We start from the raw sequence: 26,259 nt of genomic DNA on the forward strand, positions 1-26,259 counted from the left end.
GTAACTCGCCCCCAAATTTACTTGCGCGCGCGGGACGCGAAGAGTGTGCATTAAGCTGAGACGTTCATAAAGTCATAGCCTAGTCGGAATCAATCTCCTTACCCCAAGGCCCGATACCATCCACGATGTCATGATCGAGGAACTTCTTGTCGCGCCTGTCGAGATGCTTGTCCATCGCGCGCTTGAGCTCGTTCCGATTGAGCTGCACATGGGCGAGCTTAAGGGAAAAGAAGTCGCTATTGTCATAGTGCACTCCCACATCATCGCGCATCCAGGTCCAGGCGCGTGCGTCCGCTGAACGCAGAAAGAGGACCCATGCAGCGTAAGCCTCGACCGGATCATCGGCTTTGAGATAGGCAAGCCACCAGTGGCGTGCGCAGGCTTCACGCCAGCGCAGCCGCGCGGCCTTGCGCCGGATGCCGGCGCAGTCCGAATGCATTTCACCTTCTGGCCATGCTTCGGTAACCGGCAGAGCGTATCCGGTGCCAAGGCCAGCTAGTAGAGTGCCGCGCCGCTGCCGCCACACCAACGGGGATGCGCGGTCTGCCGCTACGGATTCAGCTATCCACGCGGACTTGCCGTTGTAGGACGCGGCAACGGCGACGTCGAAGAGATCGCGATCCGAATGGCAGAGCTGTAGGCTCAAGACTTCGTCTCGGAGCGACAAGACGGCCGGTGAATCGGGCGCACGAAAGATGACATGCAGCAATTCGTCGATGCTGGCTGCACCAAGATAGCGAGTGGCCATCGTCATGCGCAGCGCGCGCCACAGCGCGGCGCCGCGTTCGGGATTGTGAATGAGCAACGCCTCACATAGGGCAAGGAAAACCGTCTCGGCGAGGCGCACCCGCCGCCGGAAATCGGTGGTGATCTCGCCCGCCCCTTCGAGCCAGCGATCAAGCATATCAGGGGCATGCAGGACCACGAGTTCCATGTCGAGCGCATCAACGTTAGTGAGATAGAGACTAGCTCCTGCCTTACGCGCTTCCTCCATGCGCGCCGTTGCGGTTTCGACCGCGCGCACGTAGGCTTTGGCGCGAGCATCGGCATCGAGCGTAGCGCGCAACGATGCCATCGGGTTGCCCCGTTCGTCGGCACTGGGCCTGGGCCGCACGGAGATGACAAACGGCATAAATCTCTTCTCGGAGCGATCCACCGTTAGCGTAGATCCCGGGTCGGGCTCAGCGATTTTTTCGGCGGCGAGCACGTGACCGAGAATTTCGGCAGCAACACGGACTTCGGCCGGATCAGCGCCGCGCAAACGCGTCGCTTCGAGTAGACGCCACGGAGCGAGCCGGGGTGCCAGCTGGTCGAAGGGCAGAGCCGGTTCGGCTTTGATGAGTGCGTCAGTGCCGTAATGGTTGACCCAGATGTGAGCCAACGGATCCCATGCCCACCCGTTCGTCGCAAGGATGCGCCCAAAACGTGCAGCATGTGCCATGGTCAGCATGCGAAACAAGACATGGCGCAACTCGTGGTCGGGTTGTTCGGCCAAACCGGTGAGCCATTGCCAAGCGTTTTCGCTAAAAGCGCACCCGTGAAACGACAGGAGCACTATAAGATCGCGTTGCTGCTTCGCGGGTGCGTCTGCATACCGGATGATGAGAGCGTCCACATCCTCATTGGACGGCGTTCGCACGATCTCGACGAAATCGGCAGGGATAAATCTCAGGTCAGCGGCGATCAGCTTGTCGATCTGGCTTTGCGCATCGGCAAGATGCGCCAGTTCGATCTTGAGCAGTTCGCTTGCGGCATAGGCCTCGTGGTTGGCATCCTTGTCGCGTGCGCTCTCGCGCAACGCTTGCGCTGCCGCCGCTTCGGTCGCGCCCGCCAGAATGAAGGATTCGCTCGCGTGGATTGCGCTCCAATAGCGTGATTCCGGCGGGCATGAGGCGAAAGCGTGCAATTTGCGACGAACCAACGTGACGAGAGCGTCAGGCACACACCGGGCGAGTGCTGGCTCCATTACCTCAAACTGATACTCTGCGTGCGTGTGCCCCATCTGCCGATGGAGCTTCTCGACATCAAAAGTTGCGGCGGCTGCGCGCAATTCGTCGATCAAACCGGAGGGTGGCTGAAATGTTGGGTCGAGCCATAACTTGCTGGTGCGCTGCAGGCGGCTGTGGAGATGGCTCTCTTTGTCGTCTAGCGCGATCGCTGCGTGGCGGCGTTCCAACTCAAAAAGGCTACGGCTTGGATTCTCCAGATAGTCCTTCTCATAGGTGAATTGCCGGTCGAGGCCAGGGTCGATGGCAGCCGCCTTCTCCTCGTCGATCTCTTGGCCGGAGAGCCACAGCAGAAGCGCAGCGGCACGCGCAGAGAGCTCCGGATTAATCCCGGACTCAGGCCGGCGCGCACGGATCTCGACAGACAGAGTGCGCAGGGAGGCGGCGGTCGGTTCGGGATCGACCTCGTTCAGGTAGCACAGCCATTTCAAGCCCTGCCATGCCTCTGCGTGCCCGCGAACAGCCGAAGCAACCGCTATAGCCTCGAAGCACGGCAGAATATTAGCCAGAGGAAATCCTTCAAGGATTGAAGGCGCAGCTGTCTGCGGCCTACCATCGTCGCGATCCACCAGCTGAAGCCTGACGCCCAGAACAGTCAGCGGCCCGGACGCATCAACTCCAATTCGACTGTGGTAGCGCTGCGCGCGCCGCCGCTCAAAATCCTCGTTCGCGTTGGGCGTGTTGTCGACTTCGCGTGACACGATCGAAAACCAAGTGCAAACCCGCCCGATGATAGTCATCAATTGCGGACCTTCGATGCGCGGGATGGCACGAAGCGCGCTGATAGCCCAGAGTCGCGCGGACGCCTGGGCATGCGCGTTCGAATGCTCGACGGCATCAAGAAGCGCTTCAGGAACGCTGACCGCGAGACTGGCAAGCTCGCGACGGTGCCCGTCGGTAACATTTTGGGTTTGCAGCCAAGCGGTCACCAGAACGCCGCCAATTGGAGTCGTGGACGGCCCGCCCCGTTCAACGAAGATCGACACGGCTGCGCGCAGAATTTCGGCGCGCTGATCAAGGCCGGCAATCGGGTCTAGCCATTGGTTGACTTCGGCGTCGGCCTCCGCAAAGGTCGCCCAGTTTTTCGCATCGAGATGCGCAAGCAACGCCGCCCCAAGTGCATGAGCAACAACGGTCGGGTTGAGCTGCATGACGCCCGCCGGTCCGGGGCGCACAAAGCGCGCGTCAATGATGTCGCTGAGCCGGGCGTAGACCTCGCGCTCGGAGAGATCGGGCCGGCTTGCAGTTTCGCCGAGGCTCTTGAGCGAAAATTCCTGAATGCCGCCGCGGTAGCATTTGGCAATTTCGGCTAACCACGCTCGCCACTCATCCTCGCTAAAGGATTTGCCGGCGCGATCCCCGAAGGTATCGCGTCCGTATTCCCACAGAAGACGATGAACCGTGACCTGCCCCGCTTCGACGAGCCGATCGCGAAAACGGATAACCAGCTTGAAGAGACGCGGCGTCCGCGCCAGCTCAATGAGTTCGGGATGCAAATCCGCCTGGGTGAGGCCCTCGAAAGCGAGCATCTGACCAAGCTCGCCGGCCGCCTCGGCGTCATAGACGTCAACGACAACTGGCACTGCCGCGACCACAAGCCCGCGCAAGCTTGAGAGTCTCTCCTCGAAGTGATGCCGTCGGGTGCTTAGCATCACTCGCACCCTTCCTTCGAACGCTGTGCCTTGGGCGACCTTAAGGAGGGATAGCCACGGGACCGACGGCTCCTGATTGAGACCGTCGAAAAATACAGTGAGAACAGGGCCTTCTTCCTTGGGCCGTTTGAGCAAGTAGTCGAGGCGGCGCAACCAATGCTCGGGATCGCGGATACCGGTGAGATCGCAGAGGCGCTCAGCAAGAAAACGCTTGAAGGCCGATTCGGAAGTCCCGGCCATAGGCGCGAGAGCGGAAGATGGAACGGTGAGGACAATTGGGTGCTCGGGCATCCGCTCGCTCAACCAGTCGAGCGCGGCCCAGGTCTTTCCGACACCATCCCATCCGATGATTGCGGCTGGAGCATCGTTGCGCGCTGGACCACGCCACCAAGCGTCGAGCGCATTGTGAACGGATAGGCGACGCACCTTCTTGGCCTGCGCGCCCCCCGCGGCGTCCTGCCCCAACTCGGCATTAGACGTGCGCCGCGAGGTCCAGATGCCTTCCAGCTTGCGATGTGATTGGGATCGCAGCGTTTCGAAGCCAAGTGACCAGGCCTGCAGACTACGGCGCAGGACGGCGATGGCCTCGCCCATGACGGGCTGGAGCGCAAGCGCTTGGTCGGCCGCACGCTTCGAGAATTCGACTGCGACGAGGTCGGGATCAAACGCGCAAAGAGCTGCGAGCGGTGCAGGCTCGTGCTCTTTCCAGTCGATGACTAGAACTGGGACCCCCAGCCGCTCGCCCTTCTGGACAAGATCCTGCGCAAGTTGCTCGGGGACGCTCCGTGTGGCAACCAATGTCCACGCCTCCAGAGCCTCGTCACGCGCCAGCGCATGATCAATTTCTCCAAGCAATTCGCGGTCTCTAAGGCTGGTGTCGTCTCCGTATTTCTTACACTCCAAGCGGAATCGGCGGCCCTGCTGGCTAGCTGCACCGGCATCGCCGCCGTGCTGAAATCCCGACTTAGCGACCGCGACCGAGATGCCAAGCAACCGTCCGACAAGGCCTGCCGCAAGACTTTCTAGCTTGTGCGCGCTCCGATCTGCCTGAAGAGCGGCTTTCAGTGCTTCCTGATGGGTTCGGTCGGCAGCGCTCAGCGACATGGGGCGGGCTTTGGGACAGAAGCGGGACAGAAACTGAGGGACAGAACAAAGCGGACTTCGTGTGCGGGCCTCAAGGCATGAACGCCCGTGGCCAATGCGGAAATTGGTTATCGGTCGGTGGCGCGGCATCCGAATCCACCCGGAATCATAGCAGCCTCGGCCAGCCCCGTCTTGCGCCGCAGGCGGCGTCCCGATTGGGCGCCGCCTGCTTTCATCTAGCCGGACGCAAAGGTGGGATCGGCCAGTCCGATCCGCAGCAAAGATGCCGATTGTGGGGCGGTTCTCGGAATGCCACCTCCAAAGTCAGCAGCCTTGCAGACCGCGTCCGGGCTCCGGCACTACCCAACGAGTTTCGCGGTTTTGTTCTGACTGATGATATTTTGCCGCGCCCGGAACGATTCGAACGTCCGCCCCTCAGATTCGTAGTGTGATGTACCTCAGTTCACTCAATCACGTCTCACGGTCAGGCCCCAATGGGAGTGCTCTGGCGTACGAATAGGCCATTGTTCGCACTGCTCGGACTCGGCCAAACTGCCTAAGGAATGTTGGACCCGAGCGAGAGCAAGGCGAGAACCTTAGCCCGGCAGCAGTTTATGTGAAACTTGTAGTGAGGCGATTGGAATGATCGGCGACCTGGACGAGCGCCTTTTGCGGCTTCGCGACGTAAAACAAAAAACCGGGCTAGGCACGTCCACGATCTATCGACGTATCGCCGACGGCACTTTCCCCGTTCCTCGCAGTCTCGGTCCAAACACCGTACGCTGGCTGCAGTCCGATATCGACGCCTGGATCAAATCATTGCCGCCATCTCGCGTCCCGGCTTCGGCGAACGCCGAAGACTGAGGATATCCCCGATCTGCATCTGGTCGACCATCAGCAGGTCAGCCCAGGCCTGCGCCAGCTCGATGCGGCGGTCGAGGTGCTCGGCCCGGTTATAAGCGCCCTCGACCGCATTCTTGGGCACGTGTGCCAACATCAGATCGATGATGTGCCGATCGTGCTTGTAGCGCTCGTTCATCACCGTCGAGAACGTCGCCCGCCAGCCGTGCGGGACGTGGCGATGATGGTAGCCAGCACGGTTCAGCAAGTAGCCGATCGCATTCTCGCTGGCCGGACGATGAGCATGTCGCTGGTTGGGGAAGAGATAGGGTGTTCGCCCCGTGAGCTCGCGAAGGGCGCGAAGGACATCGCGAGCCTGGGTCGAGAGCGGCACCAGGTGATCTCTGCTCTGATCATCCTTGTACTGGAGACGGAGCTTCATCCGCTCGGCCGGCACAACCCAGATCGGAGAGTCCGGATCCAGATCGTCGAACTCTGCCCAGGGCGCCGCAATCAGCGTTCCCGGGCGCAACGCCGTCAAGGCCAATAGTCTCAACGCAAGCTTGGTGACAGGCGAGGCCGGCGTCTCGTCAGCCCGGCGCAGTACCGTCCTCGCTTGCTCGAGATCCGTAACGGCCGGTTGCCGCCCCTTCTTCAGAGGCTTCATCGCCTTCTGAACAGCAGCGGCGGGATCGTTTTCGGCCCGGCCCGATGCGATGGCGTAGACGAAGACCGCCGACATCCGCTGGCGGACGCGGCGCGCAGTCTCGACAGCGGGGCGATTCTCGATCTGACGCAGAACGGCAATCACGTTGGCCGCAGTGATGTCCCTGATCGGGATGGAGCCGAGATCGGGGAACACGTCCCGCTCCAGCGAATGGAGGACATCGAAGGCGTGCTGCTCGACCCAATGCCCCTTGTTCAGATCGTGCCATTCGCGGGCAATCGCCTCAAACGTCGACGATTGGCTTGTGGCGACCTGGAGGCGCCTGAGCCGCTTCTCGACGGCAGGATCCCGCCCCTCTCGAAGAAAGCGCTTGGCGTTTGCCGCCGCGTCCCTGGCTTCGGCGAGACCGACCGAGGGATACGGTCCGAGCGAAAGCAGCTTCTCCTTGCCATCGAACTCGTAGCGCAGGCGCCATAACTTGCCGCCGGCAGCGGAGACGTAGACGTGGAGGCCTCCGCCGTCGGTGAGCTTGTAGGGCCTGTCCGCCGCCTTGGCTTTCCGGATCTGGACGTCAGTCAGCATGATCTCACCCGCGATACCCGGTCAGCTCGGCCCGATACCCGGTTTCATACCCGGTCCAGACCGGGTTTGGATGGGTCATCCTGGGAAGGGCCGGTAACGATTCCACCACCTAATGCATTGTTAAACAAGCATTTTGGCAGGTTTTGGGAATGACTGGGATGGGTGGCTGGCGGAGAGAGTGGGATTCGAACCCACGGTACGGTTTCCCGCACACACGCTTTCCAAGCGTGCGCCTTAAGCCACTCGGCCATCTCTCCGGCGGCCCTCTCTTGGCGGGGTCGGCGGCGTTTTGCAAGCCGGGCGGGGGCTCAAGGGCTAAATTTCCTCCAAATCGCTGATAAAAATCATCAATCCGCCCTGGTCGCGGGCTCGATCGGGAGGCCGTGCCGCCCGGCCGGCCCATCATGAACCGGCCGGCCGGGCGGCACGACCACTGTTTTGCAGCCCGTCGATCCGGCTGCCGACTGAGGGATTCGCGATGCCGTCAACCTCCCCTGCCCGTCTCGCCGTCCTGCTGACGGCGGTGCTCAGCCTCGCCGCCGGCCCGGCCCGCGCCGATCAATGCACCAAGCAGGGCGTCGACGTGACCTGCGACGACGGCCGCAAGGGGGTCTGGCAGGGCGATGCGATCCTGTGGCCGGACGGGACGAAGTCGAGCCTGAAGCCGCACCCGTCCGTCATCGTCGGCAACAAGGCATCGGTGGTGGTGGGACCCGGCGTGTTCGTCGGACAGGGCAACGGGATGGTGCCGATGGACAATCCGAGCTCGCCGAACAAGCTGCGCTGCGCCGTGCTCGACGGCGTCTCCTACTGCCATTGAGCCTCGCCGCGCGGAGCGACGAGGAGCAAGTCCGGTTCAGTGATAGCGCGCGCCAGGCGACAGCATGCGGCCGGCCAGAAAACCCGCCGGAGTGGCAGGCAGGGGTTCGATCTCGACCTCGGCAGCGTCACCGTCCTGCAGCGCCTCGACGAAGTCGGCAAACCATTGCTGGATCGAATGGCGGCGCAGCTTCGTCATCATGATCTCATAGCGCATGCGGCGCTCGTTGAGCGGCATCGACAGCGCCATCGCGATCGTCCGCGCCATGCCGTCGATGTCATGCGGATTGACGATCAGCGCCGCATCGAGCTCGTTGGCGGCGCCGGCGAATTTCGACAGCACCAATACGCCGGGATCGACCGGGCTCTGCGCCGCGACATACTCCTTCGCCACGAGATTCATGCCGTCTTGCAGCGGCGTGACGACGCCGACCTGGGCGCTGCGATAGAGGCCGGCCAGCACGCCCTGACCATAGCCCTTGTTGAGGTAGCGGATCGGCGTCCAGTCGACCTCGCCATGGCGGCCATTGACCTCGCTGACGAGGCGCGCGACCTCGCTCTGCAGATTGCCATAGGCCTCGATCGATTCGCGCGACGGCGTTGCGATCTGCAGCAGCGACGCGGCGCGCAGCAGGCTCGGGTGCATCGTCCACATCCGGTCGAAGGCGTTGATGCGGTTGACCAGACCCTTGGAGTAATCGAGCCGGTCGACGCCGATGGCGAGCTTCTCGCCATTCAGGCTGCGGCGCAGCCGCGACACATCCGGATGCGCCACCGCCTTTGCCGCCTGCTGCGCAAACTTGTCGGCGTCGATGCCGATCGGGAACACGGCCAGACGTGTGCGGCCGTGCAGCGACCTGACCACGCCGTCACGCACCTGCAAGCCGAGATCGGCGCGGATGCAGGCGGTGAAACTCTCGCGATCATCCTCGGTCTGGAAGCCGATCAGATCATAGGCGAGCATCGCGGTGACGAGATCGCGGTGATTCGGCACGCTGTCGATGACGCTGCGCGCGGGCCACGGCGTATGCAGGAAGAAGCCGATCGGGCTCTTCACGCCCAGCGTGCGCAACTCCGCGCCGAGCGACAGGAAGTGATAGTCCTGGATCCAGAACAAGGTGTCCGGCTTCTGGAACCGGAGCAGCGCGCGCGCCACGAAGGCGTTGACCTCGCGATAGGAGCGATAATCATCATGCGAGACGCTGATCAGATCGCTGCGTGAATGCAGCGCCGGCCATAGCGCCGAATTGGCGAAGCCTTCGTAGTAGCCGGCATAATGCGCAGCCGGCAGATCCAGCAGCGCGAGCGCGCCTTCACCGATCTGCTCGATCTCCGCGATCGGTTCCGTCTGCGCGCCGTCGCGCACCCGACCCGAGGAACCCACCCATACTGCCCCCGATTTCTCCACAACGGGCAGCAATGCTGCCGCAAGTCCGCCGGTCATTGGCTCATTGGCTTTGCCACGGGCCACCCGATTCGAAACCACGACGAGGTTCACAGCTCCCTCCTGTTGGTCATGTCGGTTAACAGCTGTTCATCAATATGGTTCCGGGCCACCCTTTCAACCAATTGAAACCAAATTCGGGCATTCGCGCGGTGTAATCACAGCGTCAAATCAAGTCAGAACTGTTCTAATCAACAGCGACGCATTCAACATGCGACCGCTTGGCGAATGGAACTAACAATGTAGCGATGCGGAACCACTGCACGGATCGCTAGGTCGATGAATTAGTTCCACCGCCGGCGAGGCGCGCCAGGAATGCGCGCACGTCGTCCGGTGCGTCGAAATGTCCGTCGACGCCGAGCGCACGGCGGCCGACGGAGAACGAGAGGCCGGCGAAATCCGGCATGATCGCGAACACCGTCTCATCCGTGACGTCGTCGCCGATGAAGAACGGCTTGCGCCCCTTGAACGGTGCGTTCCGCATCAGCTCGCGCACGCCGCTCGCCTTGGTGAAGCCGGCATGCTTGATCTCGCACACACACTTGCCGGGCAGCACCTCGATCGGCGCCCCCGGCAACTCGGCGCGGATGCGCGACACTTCTTCGTAGATCGCCTTCTCAGCCTGCGGCGCGAGGCGATAATGCAGCGCCAGCGAGTAGCCCTTGTCCTCGAGCAGAATGCCGGGGCTGAGCCGGGCGATCGCAGCGAGCCTGCGCTTCAGCTCCTTGTCCAGCGGCGGCGCCTTGATGGCGTCCGCCTCGCCGCCGCCGCCGAGCCGCATCTCCGCGCCATGGCCGCCGACGGCGGGATAGACCTCCGGCGCGAAGATGAGATCGATGTCGTTGAGCGAGCGGCCCGAGACCAGCGCCAGCGCGCCGGAGGTTCGTTGCAGCAATGCGTTCAGGGTCTCGGCCAGGCCCGGCGGCACCCACACCTCGCGCGGCGTCGGCGCGAGATCGAGCAGGGTGCCGTCGATATCGAGCAGGATCGCCACCTCGCGAAGATGCGGCACGAGACTGGTGGGCGCCGGAACGATCTCGGCGGGCTCCGACGCAGGAGAAGCGATTAGATCGGAGTTTTCGGACATCATCAACTACTCCATGACAGCGAGCGGACGCGCCACCTGTTCGAGCGATTTGCGCTCGGCCGCGATGGCATAGCGCCAAGCGACGAGCGCCGCCACCAGCATCAGCGCGGCACCGAACAGATAGCCGCCGAACACCGCGCCGCGCGCCCCGCTGTCGAGCAGCGCGCCGAACAGCGCGGGGCCCGCGACGCCGCCGATCCCGGTGCCGATGGCGTAGAACAGCGCGATCGCGAGCGCGCGCACTTCCAGCGGAAAATTCTCCGACACGGTGAGATAGGCGGCGCTCGCCGCCGGCGACGCGAAGAAGAAGATCACCATCCAGGCCGCAGTCTGCGTCGCGGCGCTCAGCACGCCGATCGAGAACAGATAGCCGGTGAGCGCAAGCAGCACGCCGGAGACGCCATAGGTGAAGGTGATCATGGCGCGGCGCCCGAGCGTATCGAACAGGCGGCCGAGCAGCAGCGGCCCGAGCACGTTGCCGGCCGCGAAGGGCAGGATGTACCAGCCGACATGATCGGACTTGATGCCGTAGAAGTCGGTCAGCACCAGCGCGAAGGTGAAGAAGATCGCGTTGTAGAAGAACGCCTGGGCGATCATCAAGGTGAGCCCGACCAGGGAGCGCTGGCGATAAACTGAGAACAGCGTATGCGCGACCTCTCGTAACGGCGTGTGGCTACGCATCCGCAGCCGCATCCTCGGCAATTCCTTGGCGCGCGCCTCGCGGTCGTGGCCGGTGACGTCGCGTTCGATCTCCGCGACGATCCGATGCGCCTCTTCGGGATGGCCGTGAATCATCAGCCAGCGCGGACTTTCCGGAATCCACATCCGCATGACCAGCACGACGAGGCCGAGACAGGCGCCGATGCCGTAGGCCAGCCGCCAGCCGACATCCGGGCCGGTGACGTCGGGATCGAGCAGCACGATGGCGCCGACCGCACCGAGCGCGGCACCCAGCCAGAAGCTGCCGTTGATCATGAGATCGGTCCAGCCGCGATAGCGCGCCGGCACCAGCTCCTGGATCGTCGAGTTGATCGCGGTATACTCGCCGCCGATGCCGGCGCCGGTCAGGAAGCGAAACAGCGCGTAGGTCGCGATGTTCCAGGACAAGGCGGTGGCGGCCGTCGCGGACAGATAGAGCGCAAGCGTGACGAAGAACAGCTTTCGGCGGCCGATGCGGTCGGTCAGCCAGCCGAAGCCGAGCGCGCCGAGCACGGCGCCGGCGAGATAGGCGCTGTTGGCAAGCCCGATGTCGAGATTGGAGAAATGCAGCGCCGGGCTCTGCTTGAGCGCGCCCGACAAGGCGCCTGCCAGCGTCACCTCGAGCCCGTCGAGCACCCAGGTGATGCCGAGCGCCAGCACGACGCGGGTGTGAAAGGCGCTCCAGCGGAGGTCGTCGAGCCGGGCGGGAATGTTGGTTTCGATGACGCGATCCCGGCCTGCCATGTCGCCCGGCGGAGCGCCGGATTGCGGCGCTGACGTGACGACGCGGAGGTTGGGAAAGGATGCCTGTCGGGGTGCCATGGAATCCCAATGCGACGGCGCAGGTCGCACCGCATGCTCGACCGAGAGGATGAAGCAAATGCGGCAGCGAATGCCTGCCGCTGCGACTCAACGTCTCGTCGCGCGCAGGGTTCCCGGAGTGGGGCGGGGTTCGGCGCTCGACCCGCCTGGGGGCCGCAGCGTTTCCTGGGTGAGGCCCAGGCGCGCCTCATTTCAGCTGTCGTCCCGGGCAAGCGAGCGAAGCGAGCGCGACCCGGGATCCATACCGCGTGATGCAAGATTGGGGCACGCGATCAATACCGCCCGCCACACATCTGCCGCGGCGTATGGATCCCGGCGTTCGCCGGGATGACAGCGGAGGGTTTGGCCGCGGGCTCGCCAACGCACTTGCGAGCGGCGTGAAGACCAGCCTGTCGCCGCAAAACTCACGCCGCGCGGATGTTGGCCATGAAGCGGTTGAGCTCCGCGCGCAGCCGCGCGCTCTCCGAGGACAGCGACTGGGCCGAGCGCAGCACCTCCTCCGAGGCTTCGCCGGTCTGGGTCGCGCCGCGATTGACCTGCGTGATGTCGGTGGCGGCGGCCTGCGTGCCCGCCGCGACGCTCTGCACGTTCCTGGCGATCTCCTGGGTCGCGCCGCCCTGCTGCTCGACCGCGGTGGCGATCGACGCGGCAATGGTCGAGATCTGGCGGATCGTGCCGCCGATCTGCTTGATCGCCGTCACCGACTCCTGGGTCGCCGCCTGCATGCCGGAGATGTGGTTGGAGATGTCGTCGGTCGCCTTGGCGGTCTGCTCGGCCAGCGACTTGACCTCGGAAGCCACCACCGCAAACCCGCGGCCGGCATCGCCAGCGCGGGCCGCCTCGATGGTCGCGTTCAGGGCCAGCAGGTTGGTCTGCTCGGCGATCGCGGTGATCAGCTTGACGACGTCGCCGATCTCCTGCGCCGCACGCGACAGCTTGCCGATGCGCCCGTCGGTCTCCTCGGCCTGGGCCACGGCGGACTCCGCGATGCGGCTGGACTCGCGGACCTGGCGGCCGATCTCGTTGACCGAGGCCGACAGTTCGTCGGTCGCGCTCGCCACCGAGTGGATGCGGCCCGTGGCCTGGTCGGAGGTGCCGCTGACGCGGCTCGCCAGCGACTGCGTGGTCTCCGCGGTGCGCGTCAGGGTCGAGGCCGCCTGCTCGAGGTGCTCGGCCGAGGTCGAGACGTTGGACACGATCGAGCCGACGGCGGTCTCGAACTCGTCGGCGAAGCGGATGAGCTCGGCCCGCCGCGCGGCGCCCGCCGCCTTGTTCTGGGCGTCCTGCGTCGCAGCGTCGCGCTCGGCCTTGGCCACCGCCTGGACCTTGAACTCCTCGACCGCCGCCGCCATCTCGCCGATCTCATCGGCACGCCCGAGGCCGGGCAGCCGGACGTCGAAATTGCCCGAGGCGAGCTCGCGCATCGCCTTGCACATCGTGATCATCGGCTTGGAGATGCCGTTGCCGAGCATCAGCGCCAGCACGGCGCCGAGCGTCAGCCCGCCGATCGCCAGCATTGCGATCAGCCGCTCGATGTCCGCGATGGTGGTGTTGGTGGCGGCCTCGATGCGCTGCTGGTCGGAGGCGACCTCGGATTTCAGCCCGTTCGACAGCGCGATGATCTCGGTGCCGACGACGCTCATCTCCTGTTCGAGCTTGCCGAGCGCTTTCATGTTCTCCGACAGCTTGATGAAGGCGGCGCGGTACTGCTTGATCAGGTCGCCGAGCTCGGCGACGCGCTGGGTGATCTTCTCGTCATTGGCATAGATCGTCACCAGCGAGGTTTCCAGGAAGCGCGTGCGCGCGATGGCGCCGTCTGCCGTCTTGGCATCGGGCTTGGCGACGTAGGTCCCGACCAGCGCGGACACGGTCAGGTACTGGCCGGTGAGGTCCTTGGCCGTGGTCTGCACCGACGGCAGGCCGGCCAGCGCGGCGGTGTCTGCCAGATCATCGAACTTGAAGCGGATCTTGTTGCCGATGAGGCCGATCTGGTCGGTCGCCAGCTTCGCGTTCTCGCGGGTCAGAGCAACGATGCTCGAGAATGTCTTGGCGAAGGCCTGAAACTGCGCCTGCAGCTTGCCGACCTGCGCCCGCCGCTCGGCGCCGGTCGCCGCCATGGATTTGTCGATCGCGGCCTGGAGTGCCTGCTGGGCAGCGGTGGCCGCCGCCTCGTCGTCGGCTTTACCGGTCAGGGCATAATAACGGGCGAGCGCCTGGTACGAGACCAGCTCGCGATCGATGGTGCGGGTGGTGTCGGCTTCGGCGACGCTGCCGCGATAGGCTGCCACCGCTGCGGCGACCCGCTCGAATCCCAGATAGGAGAAGCCGATGCTGGCAGCAGAGATCGCCAGCACAACGGCGAAGCCAAGGACGATCTTGCCGCGAAAACGCAGGGTCAGAAAATTGGCACGCCGCGACTGCGGCGCAAGCTGCGCAGACATTCCCACCCCCGACACGCCATTCTTTATATTGGCCAGAAACCAAACCGCCCGGCGGCAACGCACCAGAGCGTGATCAAAACTACGTCACAATGGCTAAGGGGCGGTAAATGGACGGCATCGGCCTACGGCCTGCGCTTCACCTGCGCCGGTGCCGGCCTCGCGTGGCGCGCCACATGCGACCGGATCGCCGATGCCGCGCGCAAGACGTCGCAATGACATCGGAGACGAAAATTCGAGTTGCAAAGTCCTGAGGGCGCTGTTTCTAATCAGAATAAGAATAATTCATCGGGAGGTTACTCGTGTCGACAGTCAAACTGACGGTGAACGGCAAGGCGGTCTCGGTCGAGGCCGAGGATCGCACCCTGCTCGTTCACCTCCTGCGGGATCATCTGAACCTCACCGGCACCCATGTCGGCTGTGACACCAGCCAATGCGGCGCCTGCGTCGTCCATATCGACGGCCGTGCCGTGAAATCCTGCACCGTGCTGGCCGGCCAGGCCGCCGGCGCCAACGTCACCACCATCGAAGGCATCGCCAAGGGCGACGAGCTGCACCCGATGCAGGCGGCCTTCCGCGACAATCACGGCCTGCAATGCGGCTATTGCACGCCGGGGATGATCATGTCGGCCATCGATATTGTGCACCGCCACGGAGGCGAGCTCGACGAGAGCACGGTGCGTGAGGAGCTGGAAGGCAACATCTGCCGCTGCACCGGCTATCACAACATCGTCAAGGCCGTGCTCGACGCTGCCGGGCGGATGAAGGTCGCGCAAGCTGCCGAATGAGGCCGGCGAGAGCCGCCGTTTACCGCAATACCGAGACCACGACCGCTGCGCGCGATGGCCGCGGCGGGACAACAGAACTCCGGTAGGGGAGAGATTCGCATGGGTATGGAAGGCATTGGCGCCAGCGTCGTCCGCAAGGAGGACAAGCGTTTCATCACCGGCAAGGGCCGTTACGTCGACGACGTCAAGCTGTTGGGCATGACCTTTGCCCATTTCATCCGCAGCCCGCACGCGCACGCCAAGGTCAAGAGCATCGACTCCTCGGCCGCCGAGGCGATGCCTGGCGTGGTCGCGGTGCTCACCGGCCGCCAGATCGTCGACGACAAGGTCGGCAACCTGATCTGCGGCTGGGCCATCACCTCCAAGGATGGCTCGCCGATGAAGATGGGCGCATGGCCGGCGATGGCGCCGGAGACCGTGCGCTTCGTCGGCCAGGCCGTGGCCGTGGTAATCGCCGAAAGCAAGAACCTCGCACGTGACGCCGCCGAGGCAGTCGTGGTGGAGTACGAGGAGCTGCAGGCCGTCGCCGACATGCCCTCCGCGCTGAAGCCCGGCGCGCCGCAGCTTCACCCGGAAGCCCCCGGCAACGTCGTCTACGACTGGTCGATCGGCGACGAGGCCGCGGTCAACGCCGCCTTCGCCAAGGCCGCCAACGTCGTCACCCTGGAATTGACCAACAACCGGCTGGCACCGAACGCGATGGAGCCGCGCGCGGCGATCGCCGAGTACGATGCGGCCGAGGAGCATTTCACGCTCTATACGACGTCGCAGAACCCGCACGTCGCTCGCCTGGTGCTGTCGGCGTTCTACAACATCGCACCAGAACACAAGCTCCGCGTCATCGCGCCCGACGTCGGCGGCGGCTTCGGCTCCAAGATCTTCATCTACCCGGAAGAGATGGTCGCGCTGTGGGCCTCCAAGAAGGTCGGCCGTCCGGTGAAATGGACCGGCGACCGCACCGAGGCGTTCCTGACCGACGCGCACGGCCGCGACCACATCTCCAAGGCCGAGATGGCGTTCGATGCCGACAACAAGATCCTTGGCCTGCGGGTCAAGACCCACGCCAATTTCGGCGCCTACATGTCGCTGTTCTCGTCGTCGGTGCCGACCTATCTGTACGCGACCCTGCTGTCGGGCCAGTACAACATTCCGGCGATCTATGCCGAGGTGATGGGCGTCTACACCAACACCACGCCGGTCGACGCCTATCGTGGCGCCGGACGTCCCGAGGCAAGCTATCTACTGGAGCGGCTGATCGAGACGGCGGCGCGCCAGTTGAAGGTCGATTCGGCCGATCTCCGGCGGAAGAACTTCATCACCCAGTTCCCGCACCAGACCCCGGTGATCATGGCCTACGACACCGGTGACTTCAACGCCTCGCTCGACGCGGCGATGAAGGCGATCGACTATGCCGGTTTCCCGGCCCGCAAGGCGGCGGCAAAGGCGCAGGGCAAGCTGCGCGGCCTCGGCCTGTCCTGCTACATCGAAGCCTGCGGCATCGCGCCGTCGAAGGCGGTCGGCAGCCTCGGCGCCGGCGTCGGCCTGTGGGAGTCCGCGGAGATCCGCGTCAACCCGGTCGGCACCATCGAGGTCCTCACCGGATCGCACAGCCACGGCCAGGGCCACGAGACCACCTTCTGCCAGCTGATCGCCGAACGCCTGGGCGTGCCGATCAGCCAGGTCTCGATCGTTCATGGCGACACCGACAAGGTGCAGTTCGGCATGGGCACCTACGGCTCGCGCTCGGCCGCCGTCGGTCTCACGGCGATCCTGAAGGCGATGGAGAAGGTCGAGGCCAAGGCGAAGAAGATCGCAGCCCACGCACTCGAAGCGTCGGAAGGCGACATCGTCATCGAGAACGGCGAGTTCAAGGTGACCGGCACCGACAAGTCGATCGCGCTGCCGATGGTCGCGCTCGCCGCCTACACCGCGCACAACCTGCCGGACGGCATGGAGCCCGGATTGAAGGAGACCGCCTTCTACGATCCGACCAACTTCACCTTCCCGGCCGGCACCTATATCTGCGAGCTCGAGGTCGATGAGGCCACCGGCAAGACGTCGTTCGTCAACTTCGTCGCGGCGGACGATTTCGGCCGGCTGATCAACCCGATGATCGTCGAGGGCCAGGTCCATGGCGGCCTCGTCCAAGGCATCGGCCAGGCGCTGCTCGAGCACGCGATCTACGACAGCAACGGCCAGCCGGTCACAGCGTCCTTCATGGACTACGCGATGCCGCGCGCCGACGACGTGCCGTCGTTCAAGCTGAGCCACACCACGACCCTGTGCCCGGGCAATCCGCTCGGCGTGAAGGGCTGCGGCGAGGCCGGCGCGATCGGCGCATCCGCCGCCGTGATCAATGCGATCACGGATGCGATCGGCAACAACAAGCTGGAAATGCCGGCGACGCCCGACCGCGTCTGGCATGCGATCCACGGTTGATCATCGCTCCGGGGCGCGCGCAGGCGCGGCCCCGGAATGATCTCGATGAAAAATTCAGGGAGATTCCCATGTACGAGACGACCTACCATCGCGCCTCCTCGGTCGACGAAGCGGCGGCGCTGTTCGCCAAGGGCAGCGAGGCCAAGTTCCTGGCCGGAGGCCACACCCTGCTTCCGGTCATGAAGCAGCGCCTCGCCAGCCCGTCCGATGTCATCGATATCGGCAAGATCAAGGACCTGATCGGCGTGCAGCTGTCGGGCGACACGCTCGTGATCAAGGCGGCGACGACCTATTACGACATCATGACCAATGCCGACGTGAAGAAGGCGATCCCCGCGATCTCCTACCTCACCTCGGTGCTCGGCGATCCCGCCGTGCGTCACCGCGGCACCATCGGCGGCTCGATCGCCAACAACGATCCGGCCGCGGATTTCCCGGCGGCACTGATCTCGCTCGGCGCGACCGTGAAGACCAACAAGCGCACGATCTCGGCGGATGATTTCTTCAAGGGCCTGTTCACCACGGCGCTCGAGGACGGCGAGATCATCACCGAGGTGTCGTTCCCGGTGCCGGAGAAGGCGGGCTATGCCAAGATGCGCCATCCGGCGTCGCGCTTCGCGCTGACCGGCGTGTTCGTGACCAAGACGAAGGGCGGCGACGTCCGCGTCGCCGCCACCGGCGCCTCGCAGAGCGGCGTGATGCGCGTGCCCGCGATCGAGGCGGCGCTGAAGTCGAACTGGTCGGCCTCGGCGATCGACGGCGTCAGCATCCCGGCGAGCGGCCTGCTCAGCGACATCCACGGCTCGGCTGATTACCGCGCCAATCTGGTGAAGGTGATGGCGCAGCGCGCAGTGCAAGCCGCGGGCTGACCTCACAACGCGGATCATTCCGCGCAACGGCACAACAAAATCCACACGGCGCGCAGCGATGCGCGCCGTTTTGCTTTGCGACATACGGCGCGCTTGCGTTGGCCGGATACACGCGGGACAATCGCGGATCAGGAAACGCATCGCGCGTGATGATGTCTGGTTGATGCGGACAGCAGCCAAGCACACCCACCTCCCCTGGAGGGGGAGGGGTGAAGGTCGCGGCGACCATCTTTGTCCGATCGACCTCATCACGCGCCGAAGCACCGCAGGGACAAGACAACGTGCTCGACAAGACCGCCCCACAGACCGAGACCCGCGCCACCGGACCGCTCGCGGGCTTTCGCATCGTCGAGTTCGCCGGCATCGGACCGGGACCGTTCGCCTGCATGCTGCTGGCCGACATGGGCGCGGAGGTGGTGACGCTCGATCGCGTCGGCGCGCGCAAGACCATGAAGTCGGTCGCCGGTCGCGGCCGCAAGGTCATCGAACTCGACCTCAAGGACAAGGCCGTCATTGCCGAGGTGCTCGACTTGCTCGCCGGCGCCGATGCGCTGATTGAAGGCTTTCGTCCCGGCGTGATGGAACGCCTTGGCCTCGGCCCCGACGTGGTGCTCGCGCGCAATCCCAAGCTGGTCTATGGCCGCATGACCGGCTGGGGCCAGCAGGGACCGTTGGCGCAGGCGGCCGGCCACGACATCAACTACATCTCGATCACCGGCGCGCTGGCCGCGATCGGACCCAGGGAGCGGCCGGTGCCGCCACTCAACCTGGTCGGCGATTTCGGCGGCGGTGCGCTCTATCTCGTCGTCGGCGTGCTCGCCGCACTGCTCGAAGCCTCGAAGTCCGGTAAGGGGCAGGTGGTGGATACCGCGATGTGCGACGGCGCGGCCTCGCTGCTCGCGATGTTCTTCGACCTCACCGCGATGGGCCGCTGGACCGAGGGGCGCGAGCGCAACTTCCTCGACGGCGGCGCGCACTTCTACGGCGTCTACGAATGCGCCTGTGGCAAGTTCATCTCCATCGGCTCGATCGAGCCGCAGTTCTACGCGCTGCTGCGGCAGCATGCCGACCTGTCCGATCCCGCCTTCGACGCGCAGATGGACCCGCGCGCCTGGCCGGCGCTGAAGGAGAAGCTGGTCGCCGTGTTCAAGAGCAAGACGCGCGAGGAATGGTGCGCGATCATGGAGGGCACCGACATCTGTTTCGCGCCGGTGCTGACGATGTCGGAGGCACCGAAGCACGCGCACATGGCGGCGCGCGGCGTGTTCATCCAGCGGCATGGCGTGACGCAGCCGGCCCCGGCGCCGCGCTTCTCGCGCACGCCGTCGACGATACGGGAGCCGGAGGTGGTGGAGATTGGGGCTGTCGTGAGTGCGTGGAAGGCTGGCGGGTAAGCGATTGCGGCGCGGTCGCGCCGATCAACGCTGCGCGACAATCCCGATGCCAGTGAGTTGACGACGCCCGCGCCTCACCCTCGGTGTCGTCCCCGCGAACGCGGGGACCCATAACCACCGGCCGCAGTTTGGCGAAAATCGTCTGCGACTATGCCCTATCGATAGATCACGCGGTATGGGTCCCGGGTCGGCGCCCGACGCCGCTGGCGCGTCGTCGGGCTTGCCCGGGACGACAGTTGAGGGTTTGGCGACATCCTGCCTCCAATCACGCCGTCATTGCGAGCGCAGCGAAGCAATCCAGGGTGCGGACGGAAGTCTGGATTGCTTCGTCGCTCTGCTTCTCGCAATGACGGGCGCATCTCCTCCACCTACTCCGCCGCCTCCACCTTCAGCACGCCGCGGCGGATCTGGTCCTCTTCGATCGATTCGAACAGCGCCTTGAAGTTGCCTTCGCCAAAACCGTCGTCGCCCTTGCGCTGGATGAACTCGAAGAAGATCGGGCCGATCGCATTGGCCGAGAAGATCTGCAGCAGCACCTTGGTATGACCGCCTGCAACGACCCCCTCGCCATCGATCAGGATGCCGTTTCTCTTCAGACGGGCGAGGTCCTCGCCATGCTTGGGCAGCCTGCTATCGATGCGCTCGAAATAGGTGTCCGGGGGCGACGGCATGAACGGCAGGCCCGCGGTCCGCAGGCCCTCGACGGTCAAGTAGATGTCGCGGGCGCCGCAGGCGACGTGCTGGATGCCTTCGCCGCGATAGATCTTGAGATACTCCTCGATCTGCCCGGACTCGCCGGCATCCTCGTTGATCGGAATCCGAATCTTGCCGTCGGGGCTGGTCAGCGCGCGCGAGAACAATCCGGAGGCGCGGCCTTCGATGTCGAAGAAGCGGATCTGGCGGAAGTTGAACAGCTTCTCGTAGAAGCCGGCCCAGACATCCATGCGGCCGCGATGCACGTTGTGGGTCAGGTGATCGATGTAGTAGAGGCCGGCCCCGGTCGGGCGCGGGTTGCGCTCGCCGGTCCACTCGAATTCGAGATCGTAGGCCGAGCCCTTGGCGCCATAGCGATCGACCAGATACAGCAGGCTGCCGCCGATGCCCTTGAGCGCGGGCACATCGAGCGCCTTCCGTGATGCGGGCAGGTCGGCCGGCTCGGCGCCGAGCGCGATCGCCCGCGCATAGGCCGCCTTCGCATCGACGACGCGAAACGCCATCGATGGCGCGCACGGACCATGCGCGGCGACGAAATCGTGCCCGTGGCTGCCCGGCTCCTCATTGACGAGGTAGTTGATGTCGCCCTGACGATACAGCGTGATCGCCTTGCTCTTGTGCCGCGCCACCGCGGCAAAACCCATCAGCTTGAACAAGGCATGCAGCTCACCGGCATCCGGATGCGCATATTCGACGAACTCGAAGCCGTCGGTACCCATCGGGTTGTCGGCGGAGATAGTGGCGGGCGACGCATCGTGCGGAAACGGACCCATGGGGAGTTCTCCTTCGGCTTGATGCACCCATCATCTCCCGGATCGGGCGCACGGGGCATGCAAACCATTGTCATTCCTGAGAGAATATGCACGATCCGTGCACCATCAGAGGAAATGGCGCATGGTTTCTGTCGACACCTTCGATCTCCGCATCCTGGCTGCGCTGCAAAACGACGGCCGGCTCACCAACCAGGAGCTGGCCGATCTTGCCGGCCTGTCGGCCTCGCAGTGCTCGCGGCGGCGGATGCGGCTGGAGCAGGACGGCGTGATCGCGGGGTATCGCGCGCAGCTCGCCAGTCAGGCGCTCGGCTTCGAGCTGATCGCCTTCATCCAGATCACCTTGGCAACGCACTCGCCCGACAACGCGCAAAAGTTCCGCACGCTGGTGGACCGGGTCGACGACATCCAGGAGGCCTACGCGCTGACCGGCGATTCCGACTACCTACTCAAGGTCGTACTGCGCGATCTCAAGAGCCTGTCCGACGTCGTCAACAACGTGCTGATGCCGCACCAGAGCGTGGCGCATGTGCGCTCCTCGATCGTGCTCGATCGACTCAAGGAGAGCGCGAAGCTGCCGCTGGCGGCGCTCCCGCATGGCTGACGCCGCCGTGGCGCAAATCGAGGGAAATGCGTCATTCACCGTCATCGCTCGCTCTGCGACACTCGCCGGGTTTCAATTACCCGCGAGACGACCATGGCCCTGCAGCTTCGCCCCAACTGCGAGTACTGCGACAAGGACCTGCCACCGCAGGCGCAGGACGCGCGCATCTGCTCCTACGAATGCACCTTCTGCGCCGACTGTGTCGAGACGAAGCTGTTCAACGTCTGCCCGAACTGCGCCGGCGGCTTCGCGCCACGGCCGATCCGGCCCGCGCGAGAATGGCGGCCGGGCGTCTGCACGGTGAAGCAGGTGCCATCGGACAAGCGCGTGCATCTGAAATATGCGGCCGAGGACGTCGCGGCCTTCGTGGCTGGTATCAAGAGCGTGGCGCCGGAAGAGCGCTGATCTCTATCCCCGTCATTCCGGGGCGCGCGCAGCGCGAGCCCGGAATCCATACTCACGATCGAGATTTTGGATGGAAGGCTTAGCCACGGGCGGCTCGCGTCACCACATCCGCCTGTGGTTATGGATTCCGGGCTCGGCCCTGCGGGCCGCCCCGGAATGACGGCGGTGGGTGGAGTGGCTACTCGGCCGCGACGATCGTGCCTTCGACCTCGCCGAAGCCGACCCGATAGCCGTTGCCCTGGCACCAGCCGCGCATGACGAGGGAATCGCCATCTTCCAGGAACGTGCGCTTGATTCCACCAGGGAGCTCGACCGGCTCGGTGCCGTTCCAGCTGATCTCCAGCAGGCTGCCGCGCTGATGCTTCTCCGGACCGGAGATGGTGCCGCTCCCCAGGAGATCGCCGACGCTCATGGCGCATCCGGAGGAGGCGTGGTGCATCAGCTGCTGCACGCTCGACCAGTACATGTATTTGAAATTGGTCTGCGAGATGTCCTGCGCAGCGTTGCTGCCGGCAGCGCGCAGCGCCACGTCGAGTCCGAGATCGTAGTTCTGCGCAGACGCCTGCTGCAGATAGGGCAGCGGCGTCGGATCCTGCGCCGGCCCTTGAACGCGAAACGGCTCCAGCGCCTCCCGGGTCACCACCCAAGGGCTGATCGAGGTCGCGAAGACCTTGGCCTGGAACGGGCCCAGCGGCACATACTCCCACTGCTGGATATCGCGTGCGCTCCAATCGTTGAGCAGCACGAAGCCAAAGATCATCGCTTCCGCCTGCGCCTCGCTCAGCATCTCGCCGAGCGGCGACGACTGGCCGATGACGACGCCCATCTCGAGCTCGAAGTCGAGCCGCTTGCACGGCCCGAAGCTCGGCACCTCGGCGCTCGGCGGCTTCAGTTGCCCGCGCGGCCGGCGCACTTGGGTGCCCGACACCACCACGGTCGAGGCGCGGCCGTTGTAGCCGATCGGCATGTGCAGCCAGTTCGGCTGCAGCGCATTGTCCTTGCCGCGGAACATGACGCCGACATTGGTGGCGTGCTCCTTCGACGAATAGAAGTCGGTGTAGCCTGCAACGTGGAACGGCAGATGCAGCCTGACATCCTGGCGCGGCAGCAGCGCGCGGCTGCGCAATGGCTTGTCGTCGCGCAGACGTGGATTGTCATCGCGCAGCAGCGCGCTGATGGCCGCACGGGTCTTCGACCAAACGGCGGGGCCGAGCGCCATGAAGGCATTCAGCGAGGATTGCGCGAATACCTCGTAAGCCGGCGACAGATCGAGCAGGCCTTCATCCTCGAGCACGGCAAGATCGAGCACGACATCGCCGATGGCGACACCGACGCGGGGCTTCGGCGAATCGGCCGCGGAGAACACGCCGTAAGGCAGGTTCTGGATCGGGAAGTCGGAGGTCGGCTCGACCGGGATGAAGGAGCGGAGCGAAGGATCGTTGGGGTGAGGCAAGATGCGTCTCCAAACCACGTCGTCATGCCCGGGCTCGTCCCGGGCATCCACGTCGCAAGGCGTCAAGAAGGTCGTGGATGGCCGGGTCAAGCCTGGCCACGACGGTGTCGAAATAATTCGCTCTACGGCTTGGTCGGATCGAAACGCTTCTCCAGCCCGTTCCAGCAATCCGCGTAGTCGCTCTGCAGCGTGCCGGACTCCGCCGCATGCCTGGTGATGCGCTGCGGGAAGCGCGTCTCGAACATGAAGGCCATGGTGCCGGTGAGCTTAACCGGCTTCAACTCGCCATTGCTGGCATGATCAAACGCCTCGCGGTCCGGGCCATGCGGCAGCATGCAATTGTGCAGGCTCATGCCGCCGGGCACGAAGCCCTGCGGCTTGGCGTCATAGACGCCGTAGATCAGGCCCATGAACTCGGACATGATGTTCATGTGGTACCACGGCGGACGGAAGGTATTGTCGGCCACCATCCAGCGCTCGGGGAAGATCACGAAATCGATGTTGGCGGTCCCGGCGGTCTCCGACGGCGACGTCAGCACCGTGAAGATCGACGGATCGGGGTGATCGAAGCCGATGGCGCCGACCGGCGAGAAGGTGCGCAGGTCATATTTGTACGGCGCGTAGTTGCCGTGCCAGGCGACGACGTCGATCGGCGAATGCTTCAGCTCGGTCTTGAACAGCGCCCCGCCCCATTTGACGTAGAGCTCGGTCGGCGTGTCCTTGTCTTCATACGAAGCCACCGGCGTCAGGAAGTCGCGGGCATTGGCGAGGCAGTTGGCGCCGATGGGGCCGCGCTCCGGCAGGGTGAAGGCCCCGCCATAATTCTCGCAGAGATAGCCGCGCGCAGGGCCCGCCGGAATCTCGACCCGGAACTTGACCCCGCGCGGGATCACCACGATCTCGCCGGGCTCGGCGTCGATGCGGCCGAACTCGGTGACGAACAGCAGGCGTCCCTGCTGCAGCACGAACATCAGCTCGCCGTCGGCATCGTAGAAGTGCTGGTCGACCATCGACCTGGTGATGACGTAGACGTGCGTCGCCATGCCGGCCTGCGTCGCGGCGTCGCCCGCCGTCGTCATGGTCTGCACGCCCTGCAGGAACGTCACATCGCCGGACGGAATCGGCGCCGGATCCCAGCGCAGCTGCTGCACCGTGATTTCCTGCTCATGGCAGGGCGCGGTCCGCCACAGGCCGGCATCGACCTTCGCAAAGCGTCCGGAATGCTTCACCGAGGGCCGAATGCGATACAGCCAGGAGCGCTCGTTGGAGCCGCGCGGCGCGGTGAACGGCGAGCCAGACAGCTGCTCGGCGTAGAGCCCGTAGGCGCAGCGCTGCGGCGAGTTGCGGCCGATCGGAAGCGCGCCCGGCAGCGCCTCGGTCTCGAACGAATTGCCGAAGCCGGACATGTAGCCCGGCGTGACCTGTCCCGATGCGCGGTGCAACCGGTCAGGCGATGTGTTGATGTTCATCATCCTTCTCCTTGCAGGCGGGCCCACATCTCGCGGTCGCGCTCGGCGGTCCAGATCACGGGATCGTCGATGCCGCTGGCTTCGTCATAGGCGCGCGACACGTTGAACGGCAGGCAGTGCTCGTAGATGGCGAAGCTCGAGAATTTCGGATCCATCACTTCGCGCGTGGCGGCCATGGACTCCTTGAGGCTGCGCCCCCTGGCGACCGACATCTCGGCCGCGCCATACAGCGACGAGACGAAGTCGCGCGTCATCGCGATCGCCTCGCGCACCGTGGTCTCGCCCTTCAGCGCGTCGCCGCGGCCGGGCGCGATCGCCTTGGGATTGAAGTCGCGGATCTCGTTCAGGGTCGACGGCCATTCGCGCAAATAGGCGTCGCCGCAATAACAGGCCGAGTGATATTCGATGAGATCGCCGGAGAACATCACCTCGGCGTCCGGCACCCAGGCGACGATGTCACCGGACGTATGGCCCGCACCGAGCTGGATCAGTTGCACCTCGCGCTTGCCGAGATGGATCGTCATCTCGCCTTCGAAGGTGAGCGTCGGCCAGGTCAGGCCAGGAATGCTCTCGGCATCCTGGAATAGGCGCGGGAAGCGGCCGTATTCGGAGTCCCAGTCCTGCTGTCCCCGCTCCACGATCAGCCGGCGCGTCTCCTGCGACGCAACAATGCCCTGCGCGTGATAGGCCGAGGCGCCGAGCACGCGCACCGCGTGGTAGTGCGACAGCACGACATATTTGATCGGCTTGTCGGTCACCGTCCTGACGCGCTCGATCACCTTGTTGGCCATCGCCGGCGTCGCCTGGGCATCGAACACGATGCAGCCGTCGTCGCCGACGATGACCGCCGAATTCGGATCGCCCTCTGCAGTGAATGCATAGAGATCCGGGCCGATCTCCGAGAAGGTGACCTTCTTCTCGGCGAGATCCGTGGTCGATGCGAAACCTTTCGCCATCACTTCATTCCTTGTGTGCGCAGCAGCCTATTGCTGCTGCTGTTGTTGCTGTTGGCCGGCATCCGCCATGCTGCGTTTCGCCAGCGCGATCGCCTCGCCCAGCACACCGATGTCACCGATGTGATTGGCGAGGATCAGGACCAATGCCGCATCGAGGTCGGCGCTTTCGAGGTCCGAGAGGCCCCGATGGACTTCGACGATGGCGCGAAAGGCATCGTCGGGCTTGGCGAAATTGGAGGCGGTCGAGAGTGTCATCGTT

At 64.6% G+C, this 26,259-nt stretch carries 19 protein-coding genes and 1 tRNA gene; 8 read left to right on the forward strand and 12 right to left on the reverse strand.

Annotated features, from left to right (window positions below):
- Positions 1-79: 79 nt before the first annotated feature.
- Positions 80-4,762 (reverse strand): hypothetical protein, encoded by a 4,683-nt coding sequence (locus tag QX039_RS16585; protein ID WP_315773896.1) that lies wholly within the window; start codon positions 4,760-4,762, stop codon positions 80-82.
- 621 nt (positions 4,763-5,383) lie between these two features.
- Here QX039_RS16585 and QX039_RS16590 point away from each other — a divergent pair.
- On the forward strand, positions 5,384-5,605 hold the full coding sequence (locus tag QX039_RS16590) for an AlpA family transcriptional regulator (protein ID WP_315764526.1): 222 nt from the start codon (positions 5,384-5,386) through the stop codon (positions 5,603-5,605).
- Here the strand turns inward: QX039_RS16590 and QX039_RS16595 are convergent.
- Together QX039_RS16595 and QX039_RS16600 are read right to left on the reverse strand one after the other, a co-directional pair.
- Positions 5,553-6,830 (reverse strand): tyrosine-type recombinase/integrase, encoded by a 1,278-nt coding sequence (locus QX039_RS16595; protein WP_315773898.1) that lies wholly within the window; start codon positions 6,828-6,830, stop codon positions 5,553-5,555. The two genes, QX039_RS16590 and QX039_RS16595, sit on opposite strands and share 53 nt — an antisense overlap.
- Before the next feature lie 167 nt (positions 6,831-6,997).
- A tRNA-Ser gene (locus QX039_RS16600) sits at positions 6,998-7,087 on the reverse strand.
- Between the two features lie 221 nt (positions 7,088-7,308).
- On the opposite strand from QX039_RS16600, the gene QX039_RS16605 reads away from it, so the two are divergent.
- Positions 7,309-7,650, forward strand: a complete 342-nt coding sequence (locus QX039_RS16605; RefSeq protein WP_315773900.1) for a hypothetical protein — start codon at positions 7,309-7,311, stop codon at positions 7,648-7,650.
- 36 nt (positions 7,651-7,686) lie between these two features.
- On the opposite strand, the gene QX039_RS16610 is transcribed toward QX039_RS16605, so the two are convergent.
- The 4 genes from QX039_RS16610 to QX039_RS16625 form a co-directional block, all read right to left on the reverse strand.
- Positions 7,687-9,147, reverse strand: a complete 1,461-nt coding sequence (locus QX039_RS16610; protein ID WP_315740747.1) for a trehalose-6-phosphate synthase — start codon at positions 9,145-9,147, stop codon at positions 7,687-7,689.
- 217 nt (positions 9,148-9,364) lie between these two features.
- On the reverse strand, positions 9,365-10,183 hold the full coding sequence (gene otsB / locus QX039_RS16615) for a trehalose-phosphatase (RefSeq protein ID WP_315740748.1): 819 nt from the start codon (positions 10,181-10,183) through the stop codon (positions 9,365-9,367).
- A 3-nt stretch (positions 10,184-10,186) separates the two neighbouring features.
- The gene (locus tag QX039_RS16620) at positions 10,187-11,701 is read right to left on the reverse strand and encodes an MFS transporter (protein WP_315773902.1); all 1,515 of its coding nucleotides are present in this window, start codon (positions 11,699-11,701) and stop codon (positions 10,187-10,189) included.
- A gap of 404 nt (positions 11,702-12,105) precedes the next feature.
- Entirely contained in the window at positions 12,106-14,142 is a 2,037-nt protein-coding gene (locus QX039_RS16625; protein ID WP_315773904.1) for a methyl-accepting chemotaxis protein, read from the reverse strand.
- Between the two features lie 299 nt (positions 14,143-14,441).
- On the opposite strand from QX039_RS16625, the gene QX039_RS16630 reads away from it, so the two are divergent.
- From QX039_RS16630 to QX039_RS16645, 4 genes are all read left to right on the forward strand, one after another.
- A complete protein-coding gene (locus QX039_RS16630; protein ID WP_315717018.1) occupies positions 14,442-14,927 on the forward strand; it encodes a (2Fe-2S)-binding protein in 486 nt (161 codons plus the stop codon).
- 99 nt (positions 14,928-15,026) lie between these two features.
- On the forward strand, positions 15,027-17,366 hold the full coding sequence (locus QX039_RS16635; RefSeq protein ID WP_315740751.1) for a xanthine dehydrogenase family protein molybdopterin-binding subunit: 2,340 nt from the start codon (positions 15,027-15,029) through the stop codon (positions 17,364-17,366).
- 68 nt (positions 17,367-17,434) lie between these two features.
- Positions 17,435-18,235, forward strand: a complete 801-nt coding sequence (locus QX039_RS16640) for a xanthine dehydrogenase family protein subunit M (protein ID WP_315773906.1) — start codon at positions 17,435-17,437, stop codon at positions 18,233-18,235.
- 281 nt (positions 18,236-18,516) lie between these two features.
- A complete protein-coding gene (locus tag QX039_RS16645; protein ID WP_315773924.1) occupies positions 18,517-19,629 on the forward strand; it encodes a CaiB/BaiF CoA-transferase family protein in 1,113 nt (370 codons plus the stop codon).
- 368 nt (positions 19,630-19,997) lie between these two features.
- Here QX039_RS16645 and hppD read toward each other — a convergent pair whose 3' ends face one another.
- Positions 19,998-21,116, reverse strand: coding sequence for a 4-hydroxyphenylpyruvate dioxygenase (hppD, locus tag QX039_RS16650; protein WP_315740753.1), 1,119 nt, complete (start codon positions 21,114-21,116; stop codon positions 19,998-20,000).
- 121 nt (positions 21,117-21,237) lie between these two features.
- Between hppD and QX039_RS16655 the strand changes: the two genes are divergently transcribed.
- Complete coding sequence (locus tag QX039_RS16655) at positions 21,238-21,717, forward strand: Lrp/AsnC family transcriptional regulator (protein WP_315740754.1); 480 nt, start codon at positions 21,238-21,240, stop codon at positions 21,715-21,717.
- 93 nt (positions 21,718-21,810) lie between these two features.
- On the forward strand, positions 21,811-22,122 hold the full coding sequence (locus QX039_RS16660) for a DUF1272 domain-containing protein (protein ID WP_315740755.1): 312 nt from the start codon (positions 21,811-21,813) through the stop codon (positions 22,120-22,122).
- 178 nt (positions 22,123-22,300) lie between these two features.
- On the opposite strand, the gene fahA is transcribed toward QX039_RS16660, so the two are convergent.
- The 4 genes from fahA to QX039_RS16680 form a co-directional block, all read right to left on the reverse strand.
- The gene (gene fahA / locus QX039_RS16665; protein WP_315740756.1) at positions 22,301-23,575 is read right to left on the reverse strand and encodes a fumarylacetoacetase; all 1,275 of its coding nucleotides are present in this window, start codon (positions 23,573-23,575) and stop codon (positions 22,301-22,303) included.
- 122 nt (positions 23,576-23,697) lie between these two features.
- Positions 23,698-25,044, reverse strand: coding sequence for a homogentisate 1,2-dioxygenase (gene hmgA, locus QX039_RS16670; RefSeq protein ID WP_315740757.1), 1,347 nt, complete (start codon positions 25,042-25,044; stop codon positions 23,698-23,700).
- Positions 25,044-26,000, reverse strand: a complete 957-nt coding sequence (locus QX039_RS16675; RefSeq protein ID WP_315740758.1) for an MBL fold metallo-hydrolase — start codon at positions 25,998-26,000, stop codon at positions 25,044-25,046. Before QX039_RS16675 ends, hmgA begins: the two co-directional genes overlap by 1 nt.
- A 27-nt stretch (positions 26,001-26,027) precedes the next feature.
- Positions 26,028-26,255, reverse strand: a complete 228-nt coding sequence (locus tag QX039_RS16680) for a DUF2783 domain-containing protein (protein ID WP_315740759.1) — start codon at positions 26,253-26,255, stop codon at positions 26,028-26,030.
- Between the last annotated feature and the right edge of the window lie 4 nt (positions 26,256-26,259).

This window comes from Bradyrhizobium sp. SZCCHNR1043 (assembly GCF_032489675.1).
In the GTDB taxonomy this organism is placed as follows: domain Bacteria; phylum Pseudomonadota; class Alphaproteobacteria; order Rhizobiales; family Xanthobacteraceae; genus Bradyrhizobium.

Coding starts and splice junctions, on each gene's coding strand:
- hppD (WP_315740753.1), bottom strand. CDS start 21,116: ATGGGTCCGTTTCCGCACGATGCGTCGCCCGCCACTATCTCCGCCGAC.
- QX039_RS16680 (WP_315740759.1), bottom strand. CDS start 26,255: ATGACACTCTCGACCGCCTCCAATTTCGCCAAGCCCGACGATGCCTTT.
- hmgA (WP_315740757.1), bottom strand. CDS start 25,044: ATGAACATCAACACATCGCCTGACCGGTTGCACCGCGCATCGGGACAG.
- QX039_RS16640 (WP_315773906.1), top strand. CDS start 17,435: ATGTACGAGACGACCTACCATCGCGCCTCCTCGGTCGACGAAGCGGCG.
- QX039_RS16675 (WP_315740758.1), bottom strand. CDS start 26,000: ATGGCGAAAGGTTTCGCATCGACCACGGATCTCGCCGAGAAGAAGGTC.
- QX039_RS16620 (WP_315773902.1), bottom strand. CDS start 11,701: ATGGCACCCCGACAGGCATCCTTTCCCAACCTCCGCGTCGTCACGTCA.
- QX039_RS16585 (WP_315773896.1), bottom strand. CDS start 4,762: ATGTCGCTGAGCGCTGCCGACCGAACCCATCAGGAAGCACTGAAAGCC.
- QX039_RS16635 (WP_315740751.1), top strand. CDS start 15,027: ATGGGTATGGAAGGCATTGGCGCCAGCGTCGTCCGCAAGGAGGACAAG.
- QX039_RS16605 (WP_315773900.1), top strand. CDS start 7,309: ATGCCGTCAACCTCCCCTGCCCGTCTCGCCGTCCTGCTGACGGCGGTG.
- QX039_RS16590 (WP_315764526.1), top strand. CDS start 5,384: ATGATCGGCGACCTGGACGAGCGCCTTTTGCGGCTTCGCGACGTAAAA.
- QX039_RS16595 (WP_315773898.1), bottom strand. CDS start 6,830: ATGCTGACTGACGTCCAGATCCGGAAAGCCAAGGCGGCGGACAGGCCC.
- otsB (WP_315740748.1), bottom strand. CDS start 10,183: ATGATGTCCGAAAACTCCGATCTAATCGCTTCTCCTGCGTCGGAGCCC.
- QX039_RS16660 (WP_315740755.1), top strand. CDS start 21,811: ATGGCCCTGCAGCTTCGCCCCAACTGCGAGTACTGCGACAAGGACCTG.
- QX039_RS16625 (WP_315773904.1), bottom strand. CDS start 14,142: ATGTCTGCGCAGCTTGCGCCGCAGTCGCGGCGTGCCAATTTTCTGACC.
- QX039_RS16655 (WP_315740754.1), top strand. CDS start 21,238: ATGGTTTCTGTCGACACCTTCGATCTCCGCATCCTGGCTGCGCTGCAA.